22 protein-coding genes are annotated in these 21,513 nt (G+C 49.7%); 16 read left to right on the forward strand and 6 right to left on the reverse strand.

All coding sequences use genetic code 11. The features are described 5' to 3' along the window. Positions 1-334: 334 nt before the first annotated feature. The 5 genes from ACX9GV_RS05735 (at position 335) to ACX9GV_RS05755 (ending at position 5,540) form a co-directional block, all read left to right on the forward strand. Positions 335-1,225, forward strand: a complete 891-nt coding sequence (locus tag ACX9GV_RS05735; protein ID WP_023492536.1) for a carbohydrate ABC transporter permease — start codon at positions 335-337, stop codon at positions 1,223-1,225. A 22-nt stretch (positions 1,226-1,247) separates the two neighbouring features. Next, positions 1,248-2,132, forward strand: coding sequence for a carbohydrate ABC transporter permease (locus tag ACX9GV_RS05740; protein ID WP_152554950.1), 885 nt, complete (start codon positions 1,248-1,250; stop codon positions 2,130-2,132). Positions 2,133-2,145: 13 nt separating this feature from the next. After that, positions 2,146-3,273, forward strand: coding sequence for an ABC transporter ATP-binding protein (locus ACX9GV_RS05745; protein ID WP_023492534.1), 1,128 nt, complete (start codon positions 2,146-2,148; stop codon positions 3,271-3,273). A gap of 15 nt (positions 3,274-3,288) precedes the next feature. Next, entirely contained in the window at positions 3,289-4,578 is a 1,290-nt protein-coding gene (locus ACX9GV_RS05750) for an ABC transporter substrate-binding protein (protein WP_023492533.1), read from the forward strand. A 266-nt stretch (positions 4,579-4,844) separates the two neighbouring features. Next, positions 4,845-5,540 (forward strand): oligogalacturonate-specific porin KdgM family protein, encoded by a 696-nt coding sequence (locus ACX9GV_RS05755; protein WP_473197364.1) that lies wholly within the window; start codon positions 4,845-4,847, stop codon positions 5,538-5,540. A 178-nt stretch (positions 5,541-5,718) separates the two neighbouring features. Here ACX9GV_RS05755 and ACX9GV_RS05760 read toward each other — a convergent pair whose 3' ends face one another. Continuing rightward, the gene (locus ACX9GV_RS05760) at positions 5,719-6,738 is read right to left on the reverse strand and encodes a LacI family DNA-binding transcriptional regulator (RefSeq protein WP_473197365.1); all 1,020 of its coding nucleotides are present in this window, start codon (positions 6,736-6,738) and stop codon (positions 5,719-5,721) included. 296 nt (positions 6,739-7,034) lie between these two features. Here ACX9GV_RS05760 and ACX9GV_RS05765 point away from each other — a divergent pair, with 296 nt between their 5' ends. From ACX9GV_RS05765 to ACX9GV_RS05785, 5 genes are all read left to right on the forward strand, one after another. After that, positions 7,035-7,478 carry a PTS sugar transporter subunit IIA gene (locus ACX9GV_RS05765; protein WP_473197366.1) on the forward strand — a complete coding sequence of 148 codons (444 nt, stop codon included), beginning with the start codon at positions 7,035-7,037 and terminating at the stop codon, positions 7,476-7,478. A gap of 161 nt (positions 7,479-7,639) precedes the next feature. Further along, complete coding sequence (locus ACX9GV_RS05770) at positions 7,640-7,921, forward strand: PTS sugar transporter subunit IIB (protein WP_023491534.1); 282 nt, start codon at positions 7,640-7,642, stop codon at positions 7,919-7,921. Between the two features lie 23 nt (positions 7,922-7,944). Next, positions 7,945-9,324 (forward strand): PTS ascorbate transporter subunit IIC, encoded by a 1,380-nt coding sequence (locus ACX9GV_RS05775; RefSeq protein ID WP_473197367.1) that lies wholly within the window; start codon positions 7,945-7,947, stop codon positions 9,322-9,324. A 26-nt stretch (positions 9,325-9,350) separates the two neighbouring features. Next, complete coding sequence (locus ACX9GV_RS05780; protein ID WP_473197368.1) at positions 9,351-10,184, forward strand: transketolase; 834 nt, start codon at positions 9,351-9,353, stop codon at positions 10,182-10,184. Next, positions 10,177-11,130 carry a transketolase family protein gene (locus tag ACX9GV_RS05785; protein ID WP_023491537.1) on the forward strand — a complete coding sequence of 318 codons (954 nt, stop codon included), beginning with the start codon at positions 10,177-10,179 and terminating at the stop codon, positions 11,128-11,130. The genes ACX9GV_RS05780 and ACX9GV_RS05785 overlap by 8 nt, the downstream gene beginning before the upstream one ends. A gap of 113 nt (positions 11,131-11,243) precedes the next feature. On the opposite strand, the gene pcaD is transcribed toward ACX9GV_RS05785, so the two are convergent. From pcaD to ACX9GV_RS05805, 4 genes are read right to left on the reverse strand one after another with little or no spacing between them, the layout of a single operon-like run. Continuing rightward, entirely contained in the window at positions 11,244-12,005 is a 762-nt protein-coding gene (pcaD, locus tag ACX9GV_RS05790; protein WP_473197369.1) for a 3-oxoadipate enol-lactonase, read from the reverse strand. 1 nt (position 12,006) lies between these two features. Continuing rightward, a complete protein-coding gene (gene pcaF / locus ACX9GV_RS05795) occupies positions 12,007-13,209 on the reverse strand; it encodes a 3-oxoadipyl-CoA thiolase (RefSeq protein WP_473197370.1) in 1,203 nt (400 codons plus the stop codon). Beyond that, a complete protein-coding gene (locus tag ACX9GV_RS05800) occupies positions 13,187-13,867 on the reverse strand; it encodes a 3-oxoacid CoA-transferase subunit B (RefSeq protein ID WP_023491540.1) in 681 nt (226 codons plus the stop codon). The genes pcaF and ACX9GV_RS05800 overlap by 23 nt, the downstream gene beginning before the upstream one ends. 11 nt (positions 13,868-13,878) lie before the next feature. Beyond that, positions 13,879-14,565: a 3-oxoacid CoA-transferase subunit A gene (locus ACX9GV_RS05805; RefSeq protein ID WP_473197371.1), complete on the reverse strand. Its 687-nt coding sequence runs from the start codon at positions 14,563-14,565 to the stop codon at positions 13,879-13,881. Positions 14,566-14,795: 230 nt separating this feature from the next. On the opposite strand from ACX9GV_RS05805, the gene ACX9GV_RS05810 reads away from it, so the two are divergent. Then, on the forward strand, positions 14,796-15,647 hold the full coding sequence (locus ACX9GV_RS05810) for an IclR family transcriptional regulator domain-containing protein (protein ID WP_473197372.1): 852 nt from the start codon (positions 14,796-14,798) through the stop codon (positions 15,645-15,647). 14 nt (positions 15,648-15,661) lie between these two features. On the opposite strand, the gene ACX9GV_RS05815 is transcribed toward ACX9GV_RS05810, so the two are convergent. Then, positions 15,662-16,579: a LysR family transcriptional regulator gene (locus ACX9GV_RS05815; protein WP_023491544.1), complete on the reverse strand. Its 918-nt coding sequence runs from the start codon at positions 16,577-16,579 to the stop codon at positions 15,662-15,664. A 161-nt stretch (positions 16,580-16,740) separates the two neighbouring features. Between ACX9GV_RS05815 and ACX9GV_RS05820 the strand changes: the two genes are divergently transcribed. From ACX9GV_RS05820 to antB, 5 genes are all read left to right on the forward strand, one after another. Further along, on the forward strand, positions 16,741-17,853 hold the full coding sequence (locus ACX9GV_RS05820; RefSeq protein WP_023491545.1) for a muconate/chloromuconate family cycloisomerase: 1,113 nt from the start codon (positions 16,741-16,743) through the stop codon (positions 17,851-17,853). Between the two features lie 24 nt (positions 17,854-17,877). Next, a complete protein-coding gene (catC, locus tag ACX9GV_RS05825; protein WP_023491546.1) occupies positions 17,878-18,168 on the forward strand; it encodes a muconolactone Delta-isomerase in 291 nt (96 codons plus the stop codon). A gap of 166 nt (positions 18,169-18,334) precedes the next feature. After that, positions 18,335-19,255, forward strand: coding sequence for a catechol 1,2-dioxygenase (gene catA, locus ACX9GV_RS05830; protein WP_473197373.1), 921 nt, complete (start codon positions 18,335-18,337; stop codon positions 19,253-19,255). Positions 19,256-19,555: 300 nt separating this feature from the next. Beyond that, positions 19,556-20,941, forward strand: coding sequence for an anthranilate 1,2-dioxygenase large subunit (antA, locus tag ACX9GV_RS05835; RefSeq protein WP_473197374.1), 1,386 nt, complete (start codon positions 19,556-19,558; stop codon positions 20,939-20,941). 34 nt (positions 20,942-20,975) lie between these two features. After that, the gene (gene antB / locus ACX9GV_RS05840; RefSeq protein ID WP_023491549.1) at positions 20,976-21,479 is read left to right on the forward strand and encodes an anthranilate 1,2-dioxygenase small subunit; all 504 of its coding nucleotides are present in this window, start codon (positions 20,976-20,978) and stop codon (positions 21,477-21,479) included. Positions 21,480-21,513: the final 34 nt, after the last annotated feature.

Raw genomic sequence — 21,513 nt, forward strand, 5'->3', positions numbered from 1 at the left:
TCACGACTCTGTCAATTAAGTTATCCAACAGAATGCCTGCAGCGAAACAACCGCCGCTGGAAAGGGAATGTACAGATACGGTGTTGATATGACGAATAGTAAATAAATTTATGTGGTTATACACAAACTTGTTCGAGTAACAGATAAACGGAAGCTCACCGCAGTTCATCTCTGAACTAAGAAGGGTCGCTGGTATATCTATTTCTTGAAGGGGAAAGAGTTTTTATTGATTACATTATGCTGTGCTTAATCACAGCAGGGCTCATGCTACCTGTTATTGGTAGGTAAAGGATATGGCCAGGTTAATTTTATTTATATCTAATGGACTATTCCTATGAATGAAAACAGAGTGTTGGGGTTGGCCTATATATCACCCTATATAATAGGCTTGATAATATTTACCGCATTTCCTTTTGTGTCATCATTTGTATTGAGTTTTACGCAATATGACTTGATGAGTCCGCCCGTATTCAACGGGATAGAAAACTACCGTTATATGTTTACCGAGGACCATCTTTTCTGGAAGTCCATGGGTGTCACCTTTGCCTATGTGTTTTTGACTATTCCATTAAAACTGGCATTTGCACTCGGCATCGCTTTTGCTCTTAATTTTAAATTGCGTGGCATCGGTTTTTTCCGAACTGCTTACTATATCCCTTCTATTCTTGGCAGTAGCGTCGCCATTGCGGTGTTATGGCGGGCGTTGTTTGCCATTGATGGTTTACTAAACAGCTTTATCGGTGTTTTTGGTTTGGATCCGGTTAACTGGTTAGGTGAACCTTCGTTGGCATTGATGTCAGTTACTTTATTGCGGGTATGGCAGTTTGGCTCCGCGATGGTGATTTTTTTGGCGGCACTGCAGAATGTTCCTCAGTCGCAATATGAAGCGGCAATGATTGATGGCGCTTCTAAGTGGCAAATGTTTATGAAGGTGACGGTACCGTTGATTACCCCGGTGATCTTCTTTAATTTCATTATGCAAACCACGCAGGCGTTTCAAGAATTTACTGCCCCGTATGTGATTACCGGCGGTGGGCCGACGCATTACACCTATCTGTTCTCACTCTATATCTATGATACCGCCTTTAAATATTTTGATATGGGCTATGGTGCGGCACTGGCGTGGATATTGTTCCTGGTCGTCGCTGTGTTTGCCTCGATTGCCTTTAAGTCTTCGAAATATTGGGTCTTTTATTCAGCAGATAAGGGAGGCAAAAATGGCTGATATTCAACCGAACACATTAACGATGACTGATGAACAGCAAATCGCTGAGCGAGAAGTGAAGCGTACCTTACGCAAGGAAAAAATCAGTGCCTCGCTGCGTTACCTCGTGCTGCTGGGGGTCGGGTTATTGATGCTTTATCCATTGGTTTGGATGTTCTCTGCATCGTTTAAACCTAACCATGAAATTTTTACTACCTTGGGGTTGTGGCCTGATAATCCGACTTCAGACGGGTTTGTTAACGGTTGGAAAACGGGTACCGAATATAATTTTGGTCACTATATGCTTAATACCTTTAAATTTGTTATCCCTAAGGTGTTATTGACCATTATCTCTTCGACGATTGTGGCGTATGGTTTTGCCCGTTTTGAGATCCCATGGAAGAAGTTTTGGTTTGCGACGTTGATTACCACCATGTTGCTCCCGAGCACCGTGTTGCTGATCCCGCAATACATTATGTTTCGTGAAATGGGCATGCTGGACAGTTATTTACCCCTGTATTTACCACTGGCTTTTGCCACCCAGGGATTCTTTGTTTTTATGCTGATCCAGTTTTTGCGTGGGGTACCGCGTGATATGGAAGAAGCAGCGCAGATCGACGGTTGCAATTCTTTCCAGGTATTGTGGTATGTGGTGGTGCCGATTCTAAAACCAGCCATTATTTCTGTCGCACTATTTCAGTTTATGTGGTCAATGAATGATTTTATTGGTCCACTGATTTATGTCTACAGCGTGGATAAATACCCGATTGCACTGGCGTTGAAAATGTCTATCGATGTCACCGAAGGTGCGCCGTGGAATGAAATATTGGCGATGGCAAGTATCTCCATTCTGCCTTCTATCATCGTGTTCTTCCTGGCTCAACGTTATTTTGTGCAGGGTGTTACCAGTAGCGGAATTAAAGGTTAATTAAGGATTGATCATGGCTGAAGTCGTATTTAATAATCTGCAGAAAGTGTATAGCAACGGTTATAAAGCCGTTCATGGCATTAACCTGACTATTGCTGATGGCGAGTTTATGGTGATTGTCGGTCCTTCTGGTTGCGCCAAATCGACGACATTACGGATGCTGGCTGGGCTTGAAACCATCAGTGGTGGCGAAGTGCGTATTGGGGACCGTGTGGTTAACAACCTCGCCCCTAAATCCCGTGGTATTGCCATGGTATTTCAAAACTATGCGCTATACCCGCATATGACCGTGAAAGAGAATCTGGCGTTTGGACTTAAGCTGAGCAAACTGCCTAAACAACAGATTGAAGAGCAGGTCAATGAAGCCGCCAAGATCCTGGAGCTGGATGAACTGCTTGATCGTCTGCCACGTCAGTTATCGGGTGGGCAGGCGCAGCGTGTGGCGGTTGGCCGGGCCATTGTCAAGAAACCCGATGTGTTTCTGTTTGATGAACCGCTTTCCAATCTGGATGCCAAACTGCGGGCTTCAATGCGTATTCGTATTTCCGATTTGCACAAGCAACTGAAAAAGAGCGGAAAACCGGCAACCACCGTTTATGTGACCCACGATCAGACCGAAGCGATGACCATGGGGGACCGCATTTGCGTGATGAAGCTAGGGCATATCATGCAGGTGGATACACCAGATAATCTTTATCATTATCCGAAGAATATGTTTGTCGCCGGATTTATCGGTGCACCAGAAATGAATATCAGGCCGAGTAAGCTGGTGGAAAACGAGGGCAAAATCGGCCTGACCGTTGGTGATTATTTCTTGGCTTTAAATCAACAGCAGCAGGATAAAGTTGCCAGCTTTGTGGGTGAAGAGGTGTTCTTTGGGGTTCGCCCTGAATTTATCACTATCTCAGAATCGCCTTTTGCCGATGGACATTCTCAGGGTGAACTGGTGCGGGTGGAAAATATGGGGCATGAATTCTTTGTCTATCTGAAAGTTAATGACTTCGAATTAACTTGCCGGATTCCATCTGATGAAGTGAAACCCATTTTGGAAAAGGGATTACATCGCCCTATTTACTTTAAGTTTGATATGAATAAATGCCACATATTTGATGCAAAAACGGAAAAGAACATCTCTCTTTAACAGGAGTTTTAACCAATGAAAAAAGTAGCATTAAAAGCGCTGATTACCGCTTCTTTATCGATGTTTGCCTATCAATCAGTGGCAGCGGAACCGGTTGAATTGCGTATGTCCTGGTGGGGAGGAAATGGTCGTCATCAGGTCACGCTGAAAGCCATCGAAGAGTTTCAGAAGCAAAATCCGGATATTAAAGTTAAATCAGAATACACCGGTTGGGATGGTCATCTATCACGTTTGACCACACAGATTGCTGGCGGAACAGAACCCGATGTGATGCAGACCAACTGGAACTGGCTGCCGATCTTTTCAAAGGATGGTAATGGATTTTATGATCTGAACAAGGTGAGTGAATATCTCGATTTGACTCAGTTCGATCCGAAGAATCTGCAACCTACAACGATCAATGGCAAGTTGAATGGTATCCCGGTATCGCTCACAGCACGTATCTTCTATTATAATGATGTCACTTGGAAGAGTGCTGGGCTGGAGTATCCCAAGAATTGGGATGAACTATTAGCGGCAGGGAGAACCTTTAATGAAAAACTGGGTGAAAAATATTACCCAGTGGTCTTAGAGCACCAGGATACCTTTGCGCTGTTACGCTCTTATATGATCCAAAAATATAATGTGGATATTATCAATGAGGCGGACAAAAAGTTTGCTTATACCGAAGAGCAATGGGTAGATTTCTTCCAGATGTATAAGACATTGGTTGAGAACCATGTTATGCCTTCGTCCAAACTTTATGCTTCTTTCGGTAAAAGCAACATGTATGAGATGAAGCCATGGATTGCGGGTGAATGGGCGGGGACCTATATGTGGAACACCACCATCAGCAAATATTCCGACAATCTGAAGCCACCAGCCAAACTGGATCTCGGCCCTTATCCGATGTTACCTGATGCCAAGGATGCGGGATTGTTCTTTAAACCCGCTCAGATGTTCTCCATTGGCAAAAGCAGCAAACACCCACGCGAAGCAGCAATGTTGATTAACTTCCTGTTAAACAGCAAAGAAGGTGTTGATGCTCTGCGATTGGAACGTGGTGTCCCACTGAGCAAAACGGCGGTGACTCAATTACGTGCCAGTGGTGTGATTCAGGATCAGGATAAATCTGTGGCAGGTTTGAATTTGGCACTGTCCTTACCTCATGGCATTACCGCTTCACCGTATTTTGATGACCCACAAATTGTGGTGTTGTTCCAAGATGCCATTCAATCAATCGATTATGGCAAGAAAACGGTAAAAGAAGTGGCTGAAGATTTCCAGCGGCAGGGAGATCGTATTCTGAAACGAGCAATGAGATAACAGACATTAAATCTCAAACGGTTATGTATTAATACTCAATGACCGGGCTGTATGTAAGATTCAGGCCCATGGATGGGCCCAATAGTGAATGGATAGCGAATATCATCATCACGGAATTTCTTTAATATATGATGGCTACCTATCAATAATTTAATTATTCACTGGTAAAGCCTCATCCCGTGTGGATGACAATTTTCAGTATTTATCGTGCCCATTCTTTAGAAAGGGAACGTGATTTTATAATTTAATGGTAAGGATGTGTAATAATGAAAATAAAGTTATTAACTTTAATGGTAGCTTCTGTCGTGAGTGTCCAGGCCATGGCAATGAGTATCGACTTAAGACATGAATGGATGGATACCGGCAAAGGTGATCATAAAGATCGCATGCTAGTTTCGCACCGTTTTGCTAACGGTTTTGGTTTCTCTTTAGAAGGGAAATGGAAACAGGATTCCTCAGATGCCACGCCGAATAAACCTTTCAACGAAACAGTGAGTAATGGTACGGAAGCGGTAGTAAGTTATCAGTTTAACGTAAACGATAGCTTGAGTTTGCAACCCGGGTTCTCTATGGACTCTACTAGCAGTAGCAATGGTTATCGCCCTTACTTGCGCGCACAGTATAACTTGACCAAAGAGCTGTATGTTGCAGCCAGATATCGTTATGAATATAAACGTACCCCATCAAAGGGTTCTGACTATGATGCAAAAACCAATCAAGGTGATTTTTGGATAGGTTATACTTTCCTTAATGATTGGCAGGTTGAATATAATTATCTTTATAAAAGCAGTAACCAAGTCATCTTTGATAATGATAAAAACGATTACGAGCATAATGTAAAATTGGCGTACAAATGGGATAAAAACTGGAAGCCCTATATCGAAGTGGGTAACGTCAAGCAAGATAGCTACAATGATAATCGCCAAACACGTTATCGCGTTGGGGTCTCTTATAGCTGGTAATGTAGTGGAATCGTGACCTCGTCACCCTTCAAGCAGTGGGGGAGTGACATGGTCGATTACGAGCAAGATATGCGGAACGGCAAATTGATTACCGATCAATTTGCCGTTCGGCTATTGGCGTTCCGCATCATTAGCACTGAGCTGAAGTGTAAACTGAAGCAAGATTGAGCATCACTATTTAGCAACTACTGCGGCGGCATAACACCGAAGGAATCGACCCTTCCGGTTGCCACTCTTCTTCATTCAAGCGTGCCAAAAGTGCCTTGCCTGCCTGAATACCAATCTCTTTATGGGGGATGGTCATGGTGGTCAACGGGGGTTGGCAAACCTGGCTGAACTCCTGATTACCAAAACCGACAATGGCCAATTGCTCTGGCACCTTAATTCTACGTCGCTGGCACTCATATAACGCCCCGCAAGCCAATTCATCAGCGGCGCAGACCAAGGCATCCAATTCTGGCCAAGCCAGCAAAAATTCCGGCAATTGTTGAGCACCAGTCTGGAAGGTGGCAGGTTGTGCGGCATTAATCACCCGATGAGGGGAGATATGGTTACGCAGTAATGCCTTATGCCATCCCTGCAAATGCTGTTGGAAAATCCACTGTTCCTGATTGGCACAGAGCAAACCGATATTTTGATAGCCGCTGGCAATGACCGTTTGTGTTAACTGATACATGGCAGCGACATAATCTATCCCAATGTTCATGTCGATGGGATCGGCACGGATGGCACCGATTTCGACCACCGGAATATTGGCGCTTCTCAATGCTTGGCGGGTATTGGGCGAATGTTCAACGCTCAATAGTACCGCTGCCGCCAGATTGTAAGAGAGCAGTGTTTCCAATACTTTTTCTTCACGCTCCAGGTGATGTTGGGACTCCGCCAGCATGATCTGGTAACCCGCTGGTTGCAGCACTTGCTGCAAGCCAGCAAACATATCGGCACAACCTGATTCGGAGAAACTCGGTACCACCATGGCGATGGTATAGGAAGAGGCAGAGGCTAATGAACTGGCCGCCAGATTGGGTAAATAGCCTAACTCATTGACGGCAGCTTCAATTTTTTCTCTTAATTTATCAGAAACTTGCTCTGGCGAGCGTAACGCACGCGAGACCGTCATCGAGCCCACGCCTGCCAATTGTGCTACGTCAGCCAGAGTCACCCGGCCGGTACTACGTCGTTTTCTAACGATCGACATGCATAATCCTGACTGAAATCGGTGTATGGCACATTAATAAACTTATGGGTTGAGACGGCACAAGTCTGATGTGCACTGTTGCAACGTTGGCACACATTCTACTCGGTTCATCGCCGGAACGATAAGAAAACTGTGGCAGAGAACCGGCGTCTGATAGATTTGATAGCGCTATCACAAATTGAGAGAATAGCGCTTTGGTAGCGCTATCTTTGTGAGGCGCGTCACTGTTTAACAACCTACGGTTGATTAAGGTTTCACTACTCAGAAGTTTACAGGACAGATAACAAGGAGCGAGTGTGCTTAATCAATGGCTAAATTCCGACCATATTCAATTATGTGATGAGGTTGCCGACTGGCGGGAAGCCGTCACCTTAAGTGCGCAACCGCTGTTGCAGCGCGGCACTATAACTGATGACTACCTGACAGCCATATTCCATCAGTACCAGACGCTGGGGCCCTATTTTGTACTGGCACCAGGTATTGCCATGCCTCATGCCAGACCGGAAGAGGGGGCCAGAGCACTGGGCCTTTCATTACTGAAAATTAATCAGGGTGTCCGTTTTCATTCAGAAGATAACGATCCTGTATTTATAGTGGTTATGCTTTCGGCTCCGGACAGTAGCAGTCATATTGAATTAATTTCATCGTTGGCGGAATTGTTTTCGGACAATGACGCCATGGCGAAGTTATTTAAGGCGGAAAACAAACAGCAAATTGAGGATATTATTACCAACTATTAATATCTGTATGGTGTCATTAAGTTCAATAGTCATAGATACATCTTAATCATTTTAGATGTGGCAGGCTCATATTCTAAATAATTAAACGTGCATGATCTACAACTAGCATCATACAACTTTAATGGTGTTCAATATTTCAATCAAATTCAATAGGTGAAATAATGAAAATTATGGCGATTTGTGGTTCTGGGTTGGGCAGCAGCTTTATGGTGGAAATGAATATCAAAAAGGTGCTGAAAAAGATGAATTTTGAGGCCGAAGTTGAGCACTCCGATCTTTCTTCCGCCACCCCAGGGGCGGCCGATATTTTTGTCATGGCCAAGGATATTGCTGAGAGTGCCAGCGTACCAGCGAGTCAGTTGGTGGTCATCAGCAACATTATCGACATCAATGAGCTTGAAGCCAAGTTACGTGCTTACTTCGAAGCCCATTCTCTTATTTAACTTAACCCATAGGCGAGGTGGATATGTTTATCCAAGAAGCACTTAAGTTTGTGGTTGATATATTAAAAGTGCCAGCAATATTAGTGGGTCTGATTGCTCTAATCGGTCTGTTGGCGCAGAAAAAATCCTTCTCCGATGTGGTGAAAGGGACGATTAAAACCATTTTAGGTTTTATTGTGCTGGGCGGTGGTGCCGGTGTATTGGTGAGCTCGCTGAATCCGTTGGGGAATATGTTTGAGCATGCCTTCAATATTCAAGGGATTATTCCGAATAATGAAGCCATTGTCTCGATAGCATTAGAAAAATATGGTGCCTCAACCGCGCTGATTATGGCGTTTGGTATGGTGGCCAACATTGTGGTGGCACGTTTTACCCGCTTGAAATATATCTTCCTGACCGGTCACCACACATTCTATATGGCCTGCATGATCGGTATTATTCTGACAGTGGCGGGTTTTGAAGGGGTACAACTGGTCTTTACCGGGTCGTTGACGTTGGGACTGGTTATGGCGTTCTTCCCGGCGATTGCCCAACGCTATATGCGGCGCATCACCGGTAATGACGATATTGCTTTTGGTCACTTTGGCACCTTGGGCTATGTACTGTCTGGTTGGATCGGTTCACGGGTCGGCAAACACTCTCGCTCTACCGAAGAGATGGATCTGCCGAAGAACCTCAGTTTCCTGCGAGATAGCTCGATCTCTATTTCGATGACCATGATGATTATTTACATGATCCTGGCGGTCAGCGCAGGCCAAGCCTATGTAGAAGGGCAACTGAGTGGCGGGCAGAACTATCTGGTGTATTCGATTATTCAGGCAATTACCTTCGCTGCTGGGGTATTTATTATCCTGCAAGGGGTGCGGCTGATCCTGGCTGAGATTGTCCCGGCCTTTACCGGTTTCTCTGAAAAGCTGGTGCCTAATGCCCGTCCTGCACTGGATTGCCCGGTGGTCTATCCTTACGCCCCCAATGCGGTCCTGATTGGCTTCCTGTTCAGTTTCCTCGGTGGATTGGTGGGTTTGTTCCTGCTTGGGCAAATGAAGATGGTACTGATCCTGCCTGGTGTTGTGCCGCACTTCTTTACCGGTGCCACAGCGGGTGTGTTTGGTAATGCGACTGGCGGACGCCGTGGTGCCATGTTAGGGGCCTTTGCAAATGGTCTGCTGATTACCTTCCTGCCAGTGCTGCTGTTGCCGGTGCTCGGGGCGTTAGGGTTCGCCAATACCACTTTCTCGGATGCCGACTTTGGGGTCATCGGTATCGTGCTGGGTAATATGGCGCGTTTCTTAAGCAAAGAGATGATTATGGTGGTGATTGTGGCCATCTTTGCCTTACTGGTCGCCCACAATTTGCTGGCTAAGCCAAAAGCGGCGTCAGATACCGAGAGTGCTGATAAGTAACCGCTGACCGCTTGAGGAATAACGCAATGACAGACATTGGAGAATTGCACCGATTAGCTCGGCAGATCCGCTTGGAAACCTTGAAAATGCTCACGGGGCTGGGGTTTGGTCACTACGGTGGCTGTATGTCGATAGTGGAAACGCTGGCGGTGTTGTATGGCGCGGTGATGCGCATTAACCCTGCGGATCCGGATTGGTCTGGGCGTGACTACTTCGTTTTGTCGAAAGGTCATGCCGGCCCCACGTTATATAGCACCTTGGCAATTAAGGGTTACTTTCCGCTGGAGCAACTGAAAACGTTGAATCACAACGGTACCCACTTGCCAAGCCATCCGGATCGCTTATTGACGCCCGGGGTAGATGCCACCACCGGGTCGCTCGGGCAAGGTGTTTCTATTGCCGCCGGTATGGCACTGTCGCATCAGTTGGCGGGTCGAGAGAACCGGGTGTTCACTATTCTAGGGGATGGTGAGCTGAATGAAGGGCAGTGCTGGGAAGCATTTCAATTTATTGCCCACCACAACCTGCATAATCTGACGCTATTTATCGATTACAACAAACAGCAACTGGATGGCCCACTGGAGGAAGTGATTAAACCCTTTGATCTGGCGGCCAAATTCAGCGCGTTCGGTTTTGATGTCCAGACTGTTCGCGGGGATGATATTGCGGCGATCTATGATGCGGTGATGCCAGCGCGTAGCGGTGAACAGCGGCCGTTGGTGGTGATCCTCGATAGCATCAAGGGGCAGGGTGTCGCTTATCTGGAGCAGTTGAAAAACTCACACCATTTGCGTTTGACTCCCGAGGTTCAGTTGGAAATCGAAAAGGCGATAGCCATCCTGGAGGCCGCTTATGTTTAATGTCGACCCACAACAGGGCAAAGACAACATAGAAATGCGCAAAGTGTATGCGGGGGTGATGCGCGAACAAATGGCTGCGGGCAAGCCGGTGATTGCACTGGAAGCGGATCTGATGAGCTCGATGGCGATGGATAGCGTGCATCACGATTATCCACACCATGTTATCAACTGCGGGATTATGGAGGCCAATGTGATCGGCGTCGCAGCCGGTTTGTCGCTTACCGGGCGAGTGCCTTTTGTCCATACCTTTAGCGCTTTTGCCAGTCGCCGTTGTTTCGACCAGCTGTTTATGGCCCTTGATTATCAGCGCAATAACGTCAAGGTGATCGCTTCTGATGCGGGGATTGCTGCCTGCCATAACGGGGGCACCCATATGTCATTTGAGGATATGGGGACGGTCCGTGGCCTGGCTCATGCGGTGGTGCTGGAAGTAACCGATGCCACCATGTTCCAGGACATTTTACGGCAATTGGTTGAGCTGAAAGGGTTCTACTGGGTACGTACTATCCGTAAACAGGCAACGCGTATCTACCAGGAGGGCTCTCGCTTCACCATCGGCAAAGGCAATCTGCTGCGTGATGGCAATGACATTACCTTGATTGCCAATGGCATCATGGTGGCTGAGGCATTACAGGCGGCGCAGATGCTGGAACGGCAAGGTGTCAGTGCGGCGGTGATAGATATGTTCACGCTTAAACCGATCGACCGTGACATCATCAAAACCTATGCCGCGAAAACGGGTCGCGTAGTCACTTGTGAAAACCACAGTATCCATAATGGCCTCGGCTCGGCAGTCGCCGAAGTCTTGGTGGAAGAGTGCCCAGTGCCAATGCGGCGAGTGGGGGTGAAAGGGCGCTATGGGCAGGTGGGAACACAGGCATTTCTACAACAGGAGTATGGGCTGACGGCGGAGCATATTGTGGCCGCCGCCAGGGAGTTGCTGTAAGCAGACCAAACAGGGGGTCACTAGCTGTGTCATTAGCTGTGACACCCCCTGGCTTTTTGCACTGATACTCGCCATCAATCACCCACACATTTTGTCCTACCAGGTGAATGAACTTAGTTATCCAAGGCGAAGAAGGTTTCCAACTGCTGATTAAATAGTTCCGGACAAGCCAGGTTGGAGATGTGCGACGCCGGCAAAATTGCCAGTTGCACATCGGCGGCGTGGCTAACCAGCCATTTGGCATCGGCTACGGTGGTGACGGGATCCTGCTCCCCGGCAATCACCAACATAGGTACGCTCATCTGTGGCACTTCAGCACGCAGATCGGCTAATGCCAGCGCTTGGCAACAGGCGGCATAACCTGCCGCATTCCCTTGCGCCAAGGCTTGCACCAAGGCAGAACACTGTTGCGGTTGCTGGCGTAGGAAATCTGGTGAAAACCATCGTTCGGCGGCGGTTGCGGCGATCGGTGCCAAACCTTCCTGACGGACTTGTTGAGCCCGTTGTTGCCAGCCTTCCGTGCTGCCGATACGCGCGGCTGTATTCGCCACCACTATTTTTTTGAAACGCTTCGGGTGATAGCGGTTGAGCCACAAGCCGGTGAGCCCTCCCATGGAGATCCCGCAGAAATAAGCACGTTCCACATCCAGCTTATCCAGTAGATCAATCACATCCTGCCCGAGAATATCGAGGGTTAATGGGCTAGCAGGGAGTGGGGTGGCACCATGACCACGCTGGTTGTAACTCAGAACGCGGAATGATTGCGCCAACCGCTCGATTTGGGGTTGCCACAGTTCTAGCGTGGTGCCCAGTGAGTTGGAAAACACCAGCATAGGGGCATCCTGTGGGCCCTGCAGGCGATAGTCAATATTCATGTCATACCCTCTCGATAATCAAAGCGATCCCTTGGCCGACACCGATGCACATGGCACACAGGCCATAGCGTCCGCCGGTTTTCTGCAGTTGCCGGGCGGCATTCATCACCAGCCGGCCACCGGAAGCCCCCAGAGGGTGACCGAGGGCTATTGCGCCGCCGTTCGGGTTAACGTTGGCAGCATCATCCGCTAACCCGAGGTCACGCATGACGGCCAAGGCTTGGGCAGCAAAAGCTTCATTAAGTTCGAAGACATCTATCTGATCCAGCTGCAAGCCAGCGAGATGCAATACCTTACGCACTGCCTGGGCGGGGCCAAAACCCATAATGGTCGGTTCGATACCGGTGACGGCACTGGCAACGATGCGCCCCAGCGGTTGCAGACCATGCTGCCGCAGCCCCTGTTCACTAGCTAAGAGTAGAGCACAGGCTCCGTCGTTAAGGCCAGAGGCGTTACCTGCGGTGATGGTCCCTTGCGCATTGACCACTGGCTTGAGTTTTTCTAATGCCGCCAAGGTGGTGGCTCTCGGGTGTTCATCTTGTGTAAAGCACAATGGCTCCCCTTTTTTCTGCGGCACATTCACTTCGATCAACTGTGAATGGTAGAAGCCACTCTCTTGTGCAGCAGCGGTGCGTTGTTGACTGCGCAACGCAAAGGCATCCTGATCCTGGCGGTTGATGCCAAACTTTAGCGCCACGTTTTCGGCTGTTTGTGGCATAGACTCGACACCATACAAGGCTTTCATCTGTGGATTGATAAAACGCCAACCCATGGTGGTATCTTCCAACTGCATGGTGCGGCTGAAGGCACTCTCCGCTTTGCCCATAACGAAGGGGGCTCGCGACATGCTCTCAACGCCACCGGCAATCACCAGGTGGTTTTCACCGGTCTTGATGGATCGGGCGGCCATTGCCACGGCATCCAGGCTGGAACCACAGAGTCGGTTCAAAGTACAACCGGGAACCGAAGGGGGCAACCCCGCCAGCAGCAGAGCCATACGCGCCACGTTACGGTTATCCTCACCCGCCTGATTGGCGCAACCGAACAGCACATCATCCAATGCACTCCAGTCTAGCGCTGGGTGGCGCTGCATCAGTGCCTTCAGCGGTAGCGCGGCCAGATCATCGGCACGAATGGTCGCCAAGCTACCGTTTAGCTTGCCGAATGGGGTACGGACGGCATCACACAGATAGGCTGAGTGCATGTGGTTTCTCTCCATGCTGAAGGGCAAAGGTCAGTTCGACTGGGGTAATATCTTGCAGTTGCTGTGGGGTCAAACCGCCAAAAATTTCTCTCACCACCAGCCCTTGTGGTGTGACATCAATCACCGCCAAGTCACTGTAGATACGGTCGATGCAGCCAACCCCCGTTAGCGGATAGGTGCACTGTTTAACGATTTTACATTCGCCTTTTTTAGTCAGGTGCTCGGTCATCACAAATACCTGACGTGCTCCGATGGCCAAGTCCATCGCCCCGCCCACCGCCGGGATCGCCCCTGCAGCACCGGTACTCCAGTTGGCCAAGTCACCTCGCTCAGAGACTTGATAAGCCCCTAATACGCAGATATCCAAATGGCCGCCGCGCATCATGGCGAAGGAATCACCATGGTGGAAAAAACAGCCACCGGCTAGCAGGGTAACTGGTTGTTTACCGGCATTGATCAGCTCGGGATCTTCTTCCCCGGCTGAAGGGGCGGGCCCCATGCCGAGGATGCCATTTTCGCTGTGCAGGAAGATCTCTTTATCGGCAGGGAGGTAGTTGGCAATCTGGGTGGGGATGCCAATGCCCAGATTCACGTAGGCCCCTTCTGGGATATCACGAGCAATCCGTTGGGCTAACTGTGGATGAGTGAGTTTTAACATAAAATGCCGCCTTAAGCCGATAGTTGCTGTGGCGTTGCCGGAGTGACAACCACACGTTGTACGAAGATCCCAGGAGTAATGACATTTTCCGGGGCCAGTTCACCCAAAGAGACCAACTGATTGACTTCTGCAATGGTGCAGGTGGCGGCCATAGCCATGATGGGGCCGAAATTACGCCCGGTCTTGTTGTAGACCAGGTTGCCCCAGCGGTCGGCACTCTCGGCCTTGATCAGCGCAAAATCAGCTTTCAACGGCAGTTCAAACACATATTGGCGACCATTGATCTCGCGGGTTTCCTTGTTTTCTGCCAACAAGGTGCCAAACCCGGTTGGGGTATAGATCCCGCCCAGCCCCGAGCCCCCGGCCTGGATCCGTGCGGCGAGATTGCCCTGTGGGATCAGCTCTAACTCCAGTTCGCCACTGCGATAGAGATCATCAAACACCCATGAATCTGATTGGCGTGGGAAAGAACAAATCACCTTGCGGACACAGCCGGCTTTTAGCAGTGCTGCCAGGCCAAAATCACCGTTACCGGCATTGTTGCTAATCAGCGTCAGGTCCCGTGGACGCCGGCGGATCAGCGCATCGAGCAGGGCATAAGGCTGCCCGGCAGGGCCAAACCCGCCTACCATCAAAGTGGCTCCATCCGCGATATCGGCTACGGCGCTATCGATGGAAGCTATGCTTTTGTTGATCATCTCTTCTCCTGCATCTGCGGTTGTTTTTACTTGAGGATCTCAACTTAGGGGATTAAAATTTGAGCGACAAGTTCGATTATCGGTTGTTTGTGCGATTATCGGTTTATTTGTTATTTTGATGTTAATTTTGTGATGCAGGTAGATAATTTGATATTTGCCGCTGTACGTCCTGTACTGCCTGCCGACTATCTGCTTAATACGATGATTCATATTAAAAAAGAGGAGCAGTGATGAGTGATGAACCGAAGTTCCCTAGTGACCTGAAGTTACCTAGCGAAGAGCTACAGCGATTGCAGGAAATTGGTGAGTTAACCAACGATAAATATAAGGGCGACCCAAACTTTATGGCCTCGTTGGCCAGAGGGCTGGAAGTGTTACAGGCGTTCAAACCGAACTATTCGGAGATGTCAGTCTCGGAAATTGCACAGATCACCGCCATTCCCCGGGCAGCGGTGCGTCGTTGTCTCTATACCTTGAAAGCGTTGGGCTTTGTCCATTGCCCAGATGGCCGTCACTATCGCCTGTTACCCCGGGTGCTGACGTTAGGGCATGCTTATCTCTCGTCTTCGGAACTGGCGAAAGCGGCACAAAATTCGCTGGATTACCTGAGTAAGCTGCTCAATGAATCCTGTTCCGTGGCAACGTTGGATGGTGACCAGATCCTCTATGTCGCCCGTGCTGGGGTAAAACGCATTATGACCATTGATCTGGGCCGTGGCAGCCGCTTGCCGGCCTATGCGACCTCAATGGGGATGGTATTACTCAGCGCACTTGATACTCAACAGCTAGATAATTACTTATCACGGGTCACGCTCTCGCCACTCACTGAGTTTACCATTACCCAAGCCGAGGTATTACGTGCCGAATTAGCACAAGTTCGCCGCCAGGGATACGCCATCAACGAACAGCAACTGGAAATCGGCCTGCGTTCGATCGCCGTTCCCATGTATTCGCGTAAAGGGGGCGTGGTGGCGGCGATGAATGTGGGGGTTAATGCCTCACAGGTTTCCGCGTCGGAACTGCGGGAACGGGTATTACCCCAGCTACAGCGGGCTGCGATGGAACTGGCGTTATTGCTGTAGTTCCAGCAACGGGCTCAGGGTAATGGCGCGGGTTTAATATAGCTAATGCCTTCTTCTTCATACAGGCTGTAGATCATTTTCAACAGGGTCTTGATATCATCCGATTCATCCAGCAAGCGGGTGCTCATGATAATGGGGGAGACCAGGTATTGCTCATTTAGCGTCTTGTAGACCACATCCTGGCGTTTCAAGCTGTGCAGGCACTGGGGAACCAAGGTGATACCTTCCCCGGCGGCGACCAATCCTAAAGCCACCTGCAACTCACGTACCTCCATGATCCTGGCAGGTTCAAGTGCACGATCACGGAAGGTGGCCAACACCTGGTCGGCAAAACTGGGTCGCGGAGTTTGCGGGTAAACAATCAGGGTTTCTGCTTGCAGGTTGCGTAACGTCAATTGAGCACTTTGTGCCAGAGGATGGTCGGCAGCCATGGCGGCCATTAAGATTTCATCCCGCAGCACTACGCGGCGTACGTTGGCATCCTCATAGCGGATACGGCCAAACCCGACATCGATCTCGCCCATTTTCAGTGCCTGGATCTGCTCCATGGTGGTCATTTCTTTCAGACTCATGGCGACTTCCGGGTATTGGGTGCGAAAGCGACGGATCAGGCGCGGCAAAATGCCATATAACGTTGAGGCAACAAAACCGATCGACAGTGATCGTTCGAGCTGACCAACGCGTTGAGTCATCGACTTGAGTTCCACACTTTGCGCCAGGAATTGTAATGCATGGCGGTAAAAAAAACGGCCAGCTTCGGTTAGCTTCAGTGGACGGAAACCCCGTTCAAACAGCGAGACACCCAGATCCTCTTCCAACTGCTGAATCTGCCGACTCAGCGGCGGTTGGCTGATATGTAGCCGTTCTGCCGCGCGACTGAAATTCAACTCTTCCGCGACAGCGACAAAATAACGTAAATGGCGCAGCTCCATAACTCTCCCTTTCCTAGAATGACATCAGCCCTAGAGTTACACCCGCCCTTGATTATACCTTTAAGGTATCAAGTTGATGCTAAATCGGTGTTAGACGGCCAGCATAAGCTGGTTATATGGTCATATACAACCTGAATATATCAACTTGATACCGTAAAAATATGATTAAAACGATTGAAACCCTATTGTTGGATGTACCCGCCATCCGTCCTCACCGGCTGTCGATGGCCACGGTCAATGTGCAGACCTTGGTCCTGGTCCGGGTGTTGTGTGAAGACGGCATTGAAGGCTGGGGGGAGGCGACCACTATCGGTGGCCTGAGCTACGGCGAAGAGAGCCCGGAAAGTGTCAAGGTGAACATTGATACTTATCTGGCTCCGATGCTGGTGGGGATGGAAGCGAGCCAAGTAGCCAAGGTCATGGCCAGGCTGCGTAAGTCGATTCAAGGGAATCGCTTTGCCAAGTGTGCGTTGGAAACCGCCCTGTTGGATGCACAGGCACGGCGGTTGAATATTCCACTCAGTGAACTGTTAGGGGGGCGGGTCCGCGATGCCTTGCCAGTCGCCTGGACACTGGCGAGTGGTGATACCCAAAAAGACATCGCTGAAGCAGAGAAAATGCTGGATTTGCGTCGCCACCGTATTTTTAAGCTCAAGATTGGCCTGCGTGCGGTAGAGGATGATGTCAAACATGTGCTGGCTATCAAGCGCGCATTGGGCGATGCGGTGAGTGTGCGTGTTGATGTTAATCAGGCCTGGAGCGAGCGGGATGCAGAACAAGGCATTGCGGCACTGGAAGCGGGGGGCATCGATTTAATAGAACAGCCAATCCGGGCAGAAAACCGTGAAGGTTTGGCCCGTTTGGCCCGGCGTTTTACGGTGCCGATCATGGCTGATGAAGTGCTAAAAGGACCACAGGACGCATTTGAATTAGCCTCTCGTGCTGGTGCCGATGTGTTCTCGGTAAAAATCACCCAGTCCGGTGGGTTAACTCAGGCGAGGCAGGTTGCCGATATCGCCAGCCAGGCGGGGATCGACCTCTATGGTGGCACTATGCTGGAGGGGGCAATAGGCACCGCCGCTTCAGCTCATCTATTTGCCACTTTCAGTGAGTTGAAACTGGGCAGCGAACTGTTTGGCCCATTATTGCTGACGGAAGATATCCTGACAGAACCCCTGGTCTACCGTGATTTCATGTTGCACGTGCCCACTGGTCCAGGCTTGGGCATTGAGATTGACCGTGACAAGCTGGCTGCTCTACGCCGCCCCCGATAGAATCTGCTACCAAGGACACCCGCTATGTTATTTCACGTGAAAATGGATGTGAACTTGCCAGCCACGATGCCGGAGGCAGAGGCCGCGGCACTGAAGGCGACGGAGAAGGCTCAATCACAAGCCCTGCAGGCCAGTGGACAGTGGCGTCACCTGTGGCGTATTGCAGGTCACTATTCCAACATTAGCCTGTTTGATGTCAGCAGTATTGATGAACTGCATCAACTGCTGTCGCAATTACCCCTATTTCCTTACATGACGATTCAGGTAATGCCTTTGTGTCGCCATCCCTCTTCGATCAGAGAGGATGACCGCTAAGCCATTCTAATAGCCATTACCCTAGTTTATGTCGCTGTTCCCTGGCAGGGAAATACTGCCGGGGAGAATAAAAAAGAAAACCGTTAAACCAAAAAAAAACAGCCGCAGGAATGTACCCCCTCGGCTCAGTAATTTTTTACTGCCAATATCAATACGGAGCAATGACATGACGCACAATGACATCGATACCTTGGTCAACAGCTTTATTGTTGACACTGCAAAAGGCGAAGTGGATCCACGTGTTCAACAGGTGACGGTACGTTTAGTCAGTGACCTGTTTAAAGCAATTGAGGATCTGGATCTTCAGCCCAGTGAGATCTGGAAAGGGTTGGAGTATATGGCACAAACCGGTGCCAGCCATGAAATGGGGTTACTGGCTGCTGGGTTGGGACTTGAACGTTTCATTGATATTCGCGCCGATGAGGCTGAAGCGAGAGTCGGCCTGACCGGCGGTACACCACGCACCATCGAAGGGCCGTTGTACGTGGCTGGTGCGCCGGTTTGCCAAGGTTTCGCACGCCTGGATGATGGTAAAGAGAGTGCCGAAGGTGAAGTGCTGTTTATGCAGGGGAAGGTATTGGATGCTAATGGCACACCGTTGCCTGGTGCCACTGTAGAGGTTTGGCATGCCAACCTGATGGGCAATTATTCATTCTTCGACAAGAGCCAATCGGCGTTCAACTTGCGTCGCACCATTATCACCGATAGCGAAGGCAATTATCAGTTCCGCAGTATTGTACCCCGTGGCTATGGCTGTCCACCGGAGGGTACCACTCAGCAGTTGCTGAACTTACTGGGCCGCCACGGTCGCCGCCCTGCGCATATCCACTTTTTCGTCTATGCCGATGGTTATCGCAAACTGACTACCCAGATCAATATCGACGGTGACGAGTATCTGTGGGATGACTTTGCCTTTGCGAGCCGTGAAGGACTGGTACCACAGGTGAAAAAGATCTCTGCAGCGGAGCAGCTAGACCGTAAGCAACTCAGCCAGCCTTTTGCCTCCATCGATTTTAACTTTACGTTGCATAAAGAGCGTGCGGCTGCACCGGAAGCTAACGTTGAGCGCAAACGCGCCAAGGCTTGATCAGGCTGTTCACTGTCTCGCGCTGAGGCAATGGAGCCAGCTTAACATTGCGTTGTTCTCAACCGGGACAACGCCTCTCCTCACCATTTTACGATACCCAGATTCAGATATGTTGCAGGACAAAACGCATGACGTTGTGAACCACGTTTGCGCTGGCTGCAAAGGAGCGAGGCCCAGATGGGCCCGAGTCATGCAGACAACACTGCGACAGCTTGAATGGCGGCGGGTAACTATCAGCTACCTGGGGTGGCAGGGGACCAGTCAGAGGCCAGGTACCCAAGGTATAACAGGAGTATTGATGTGAGCACACCACAAGAATTACAAAACTGGCAACAGGTGATTGAGAATAGCCTCGATTTTCGCCCGCAAGAGGGGGTCTATCGGATTGCTCGATCGATGTTTACCAACCAGGCGTTGTTTGAGTTGGAAATGGAGCTGATTTTTGAGAAGCAGTGGATTTTCGCCTGTCACGAAAGCCAGATCCCCAACCCCCATGATTTTATTACGGTGCAAGCGGGCCGACAGCCGATGCTGGTCACCCGAGATGGCAAAGGGGAGCTGCATGCTCTGGCGAATACCTGCCAGCATCGAGGGGCGACATTGACCCGTGTTTGCCAAGGGAATCAGAGTACATTTACCTGCCCATTTCATGCCTGGTGCTATAAATCCGATGGTGCCTTGGCGAAAGTGAAAGCACCAGCGGAATATGGCAGTGATTTTGATAAAAGCCAGCACGGTTTAAAACAGGCACGTATTGCCAGCTACCGAGGTTTTGTTTTTATCAATCTGGATAATGAGTCCGAACAGAGTTTAGACGAGTTTCTGGGGGATACCCGGTTGTTCTTCGACATGATGCTGGAACAGTCAGACACCGCCGAGCTTGAGGTGTTGCCTGGCATTTCAACCTACACCTATCCCGGTAACTGGAAATTACAGAATGAGAATGGGCTGGATGGTTATCACGTCAGCACCGTTCACTATAACTATGTTTCGACGGTCGCCCATCGGCGCGAGTTGAATATCCAGCGCAATGGCGCCAGCGATAACACACTGGATTACAGCAAGTTGGGGGCCGGGGATAAAGACACTGACGATGGCTGGTTCTCGTTCAAACAAGGCCATGGCCTGTTGTTCAGTGATATGCCCAATGCCGCCGATGTGCGCCCCGGTTATCGCCGTATCATGCCGAAACTACTGGATAAATACCCGCAGGAACGTGCTCAGTGGACCATGCATCGTCTGCGTAACCTTAATATTTACCCCAGTCTGTTTTTTATGGATCAGATCAGTTCTCAACTGCGCATTATTCGCCCGGTGAGTTGGAACAAAACCGAAGTGATCAGCTTGTGTCTCGGGGTTAAAGGGGAGTCAGACAGCGATCGCGAAAGCCGTATTCGCCAGTTTGAGGATTTCTTCAACGTTTCAGGCATGGGGACGCCAGACGACCTGGTGGAGTTCCGTGAGCAGCAGCGGGGTTTTGAGGCCCGTAGCACACTATGGAACGATATTTCACGTGGTCACCAGCATTGGCAATATGGTCCGACGCGGCACAGTGAGATTTTGCAGATCTCGCCAGCGATCACCGGTGTCGAAATTACCCATGAAGGATTGTATGTCAACCAGCACCGCGCATGGCAGCAGATGATGCTCGCGGGATTAAAGAAAAAAATACAGGCGGCCTGCTGAATCGGCGATTAGCCCGCGATGACGGAGAGACATCATGCAGAATATGACACCTGAGCAACGGCAATATGCCGTCGAGCAATTTTTATACCAGATGGCTGAGGCTTGCGATAATCAGGATTGGGATCACTACCTCAGTTACTTTGCAGAAAATGTTGAGTTTCATGTTCCTCAGTGGCGCAGTGAGCATGAATATACCCAGGATCCGCGACGGGAAATGTCGCTGATCTATTATGCCAACCGTGCAGGCTTGGAGGATCGGGTATTTCGTATCCGTACGGGTAAGTCCGCCGCCTGTACGCCAATGCCACGCACGTTGCATTTGATTAATAACGTCCGTTGCCAGCCTGAACAGCAGGGGCAACAGGTTATCCATGTCAACTGGTTGACCCATTATTACCGCTTTGGTGAAAGCCGCCATTTTTTTGGCCGAGCGACTTACCATCTGCTTTGGCAAGACCAACAACTAAAAATCACGCGGAAACACGTCCTGGTGCTGAATGACAAAATTGACTCAGTGCTGGATTTTTACCATCTCTGATTGACTACAGCGCGGTGGCGGTGACCACCGCGAC

It is taken from the genome of Serratia sp. 25CWL12, assembly GCF_055790885.1.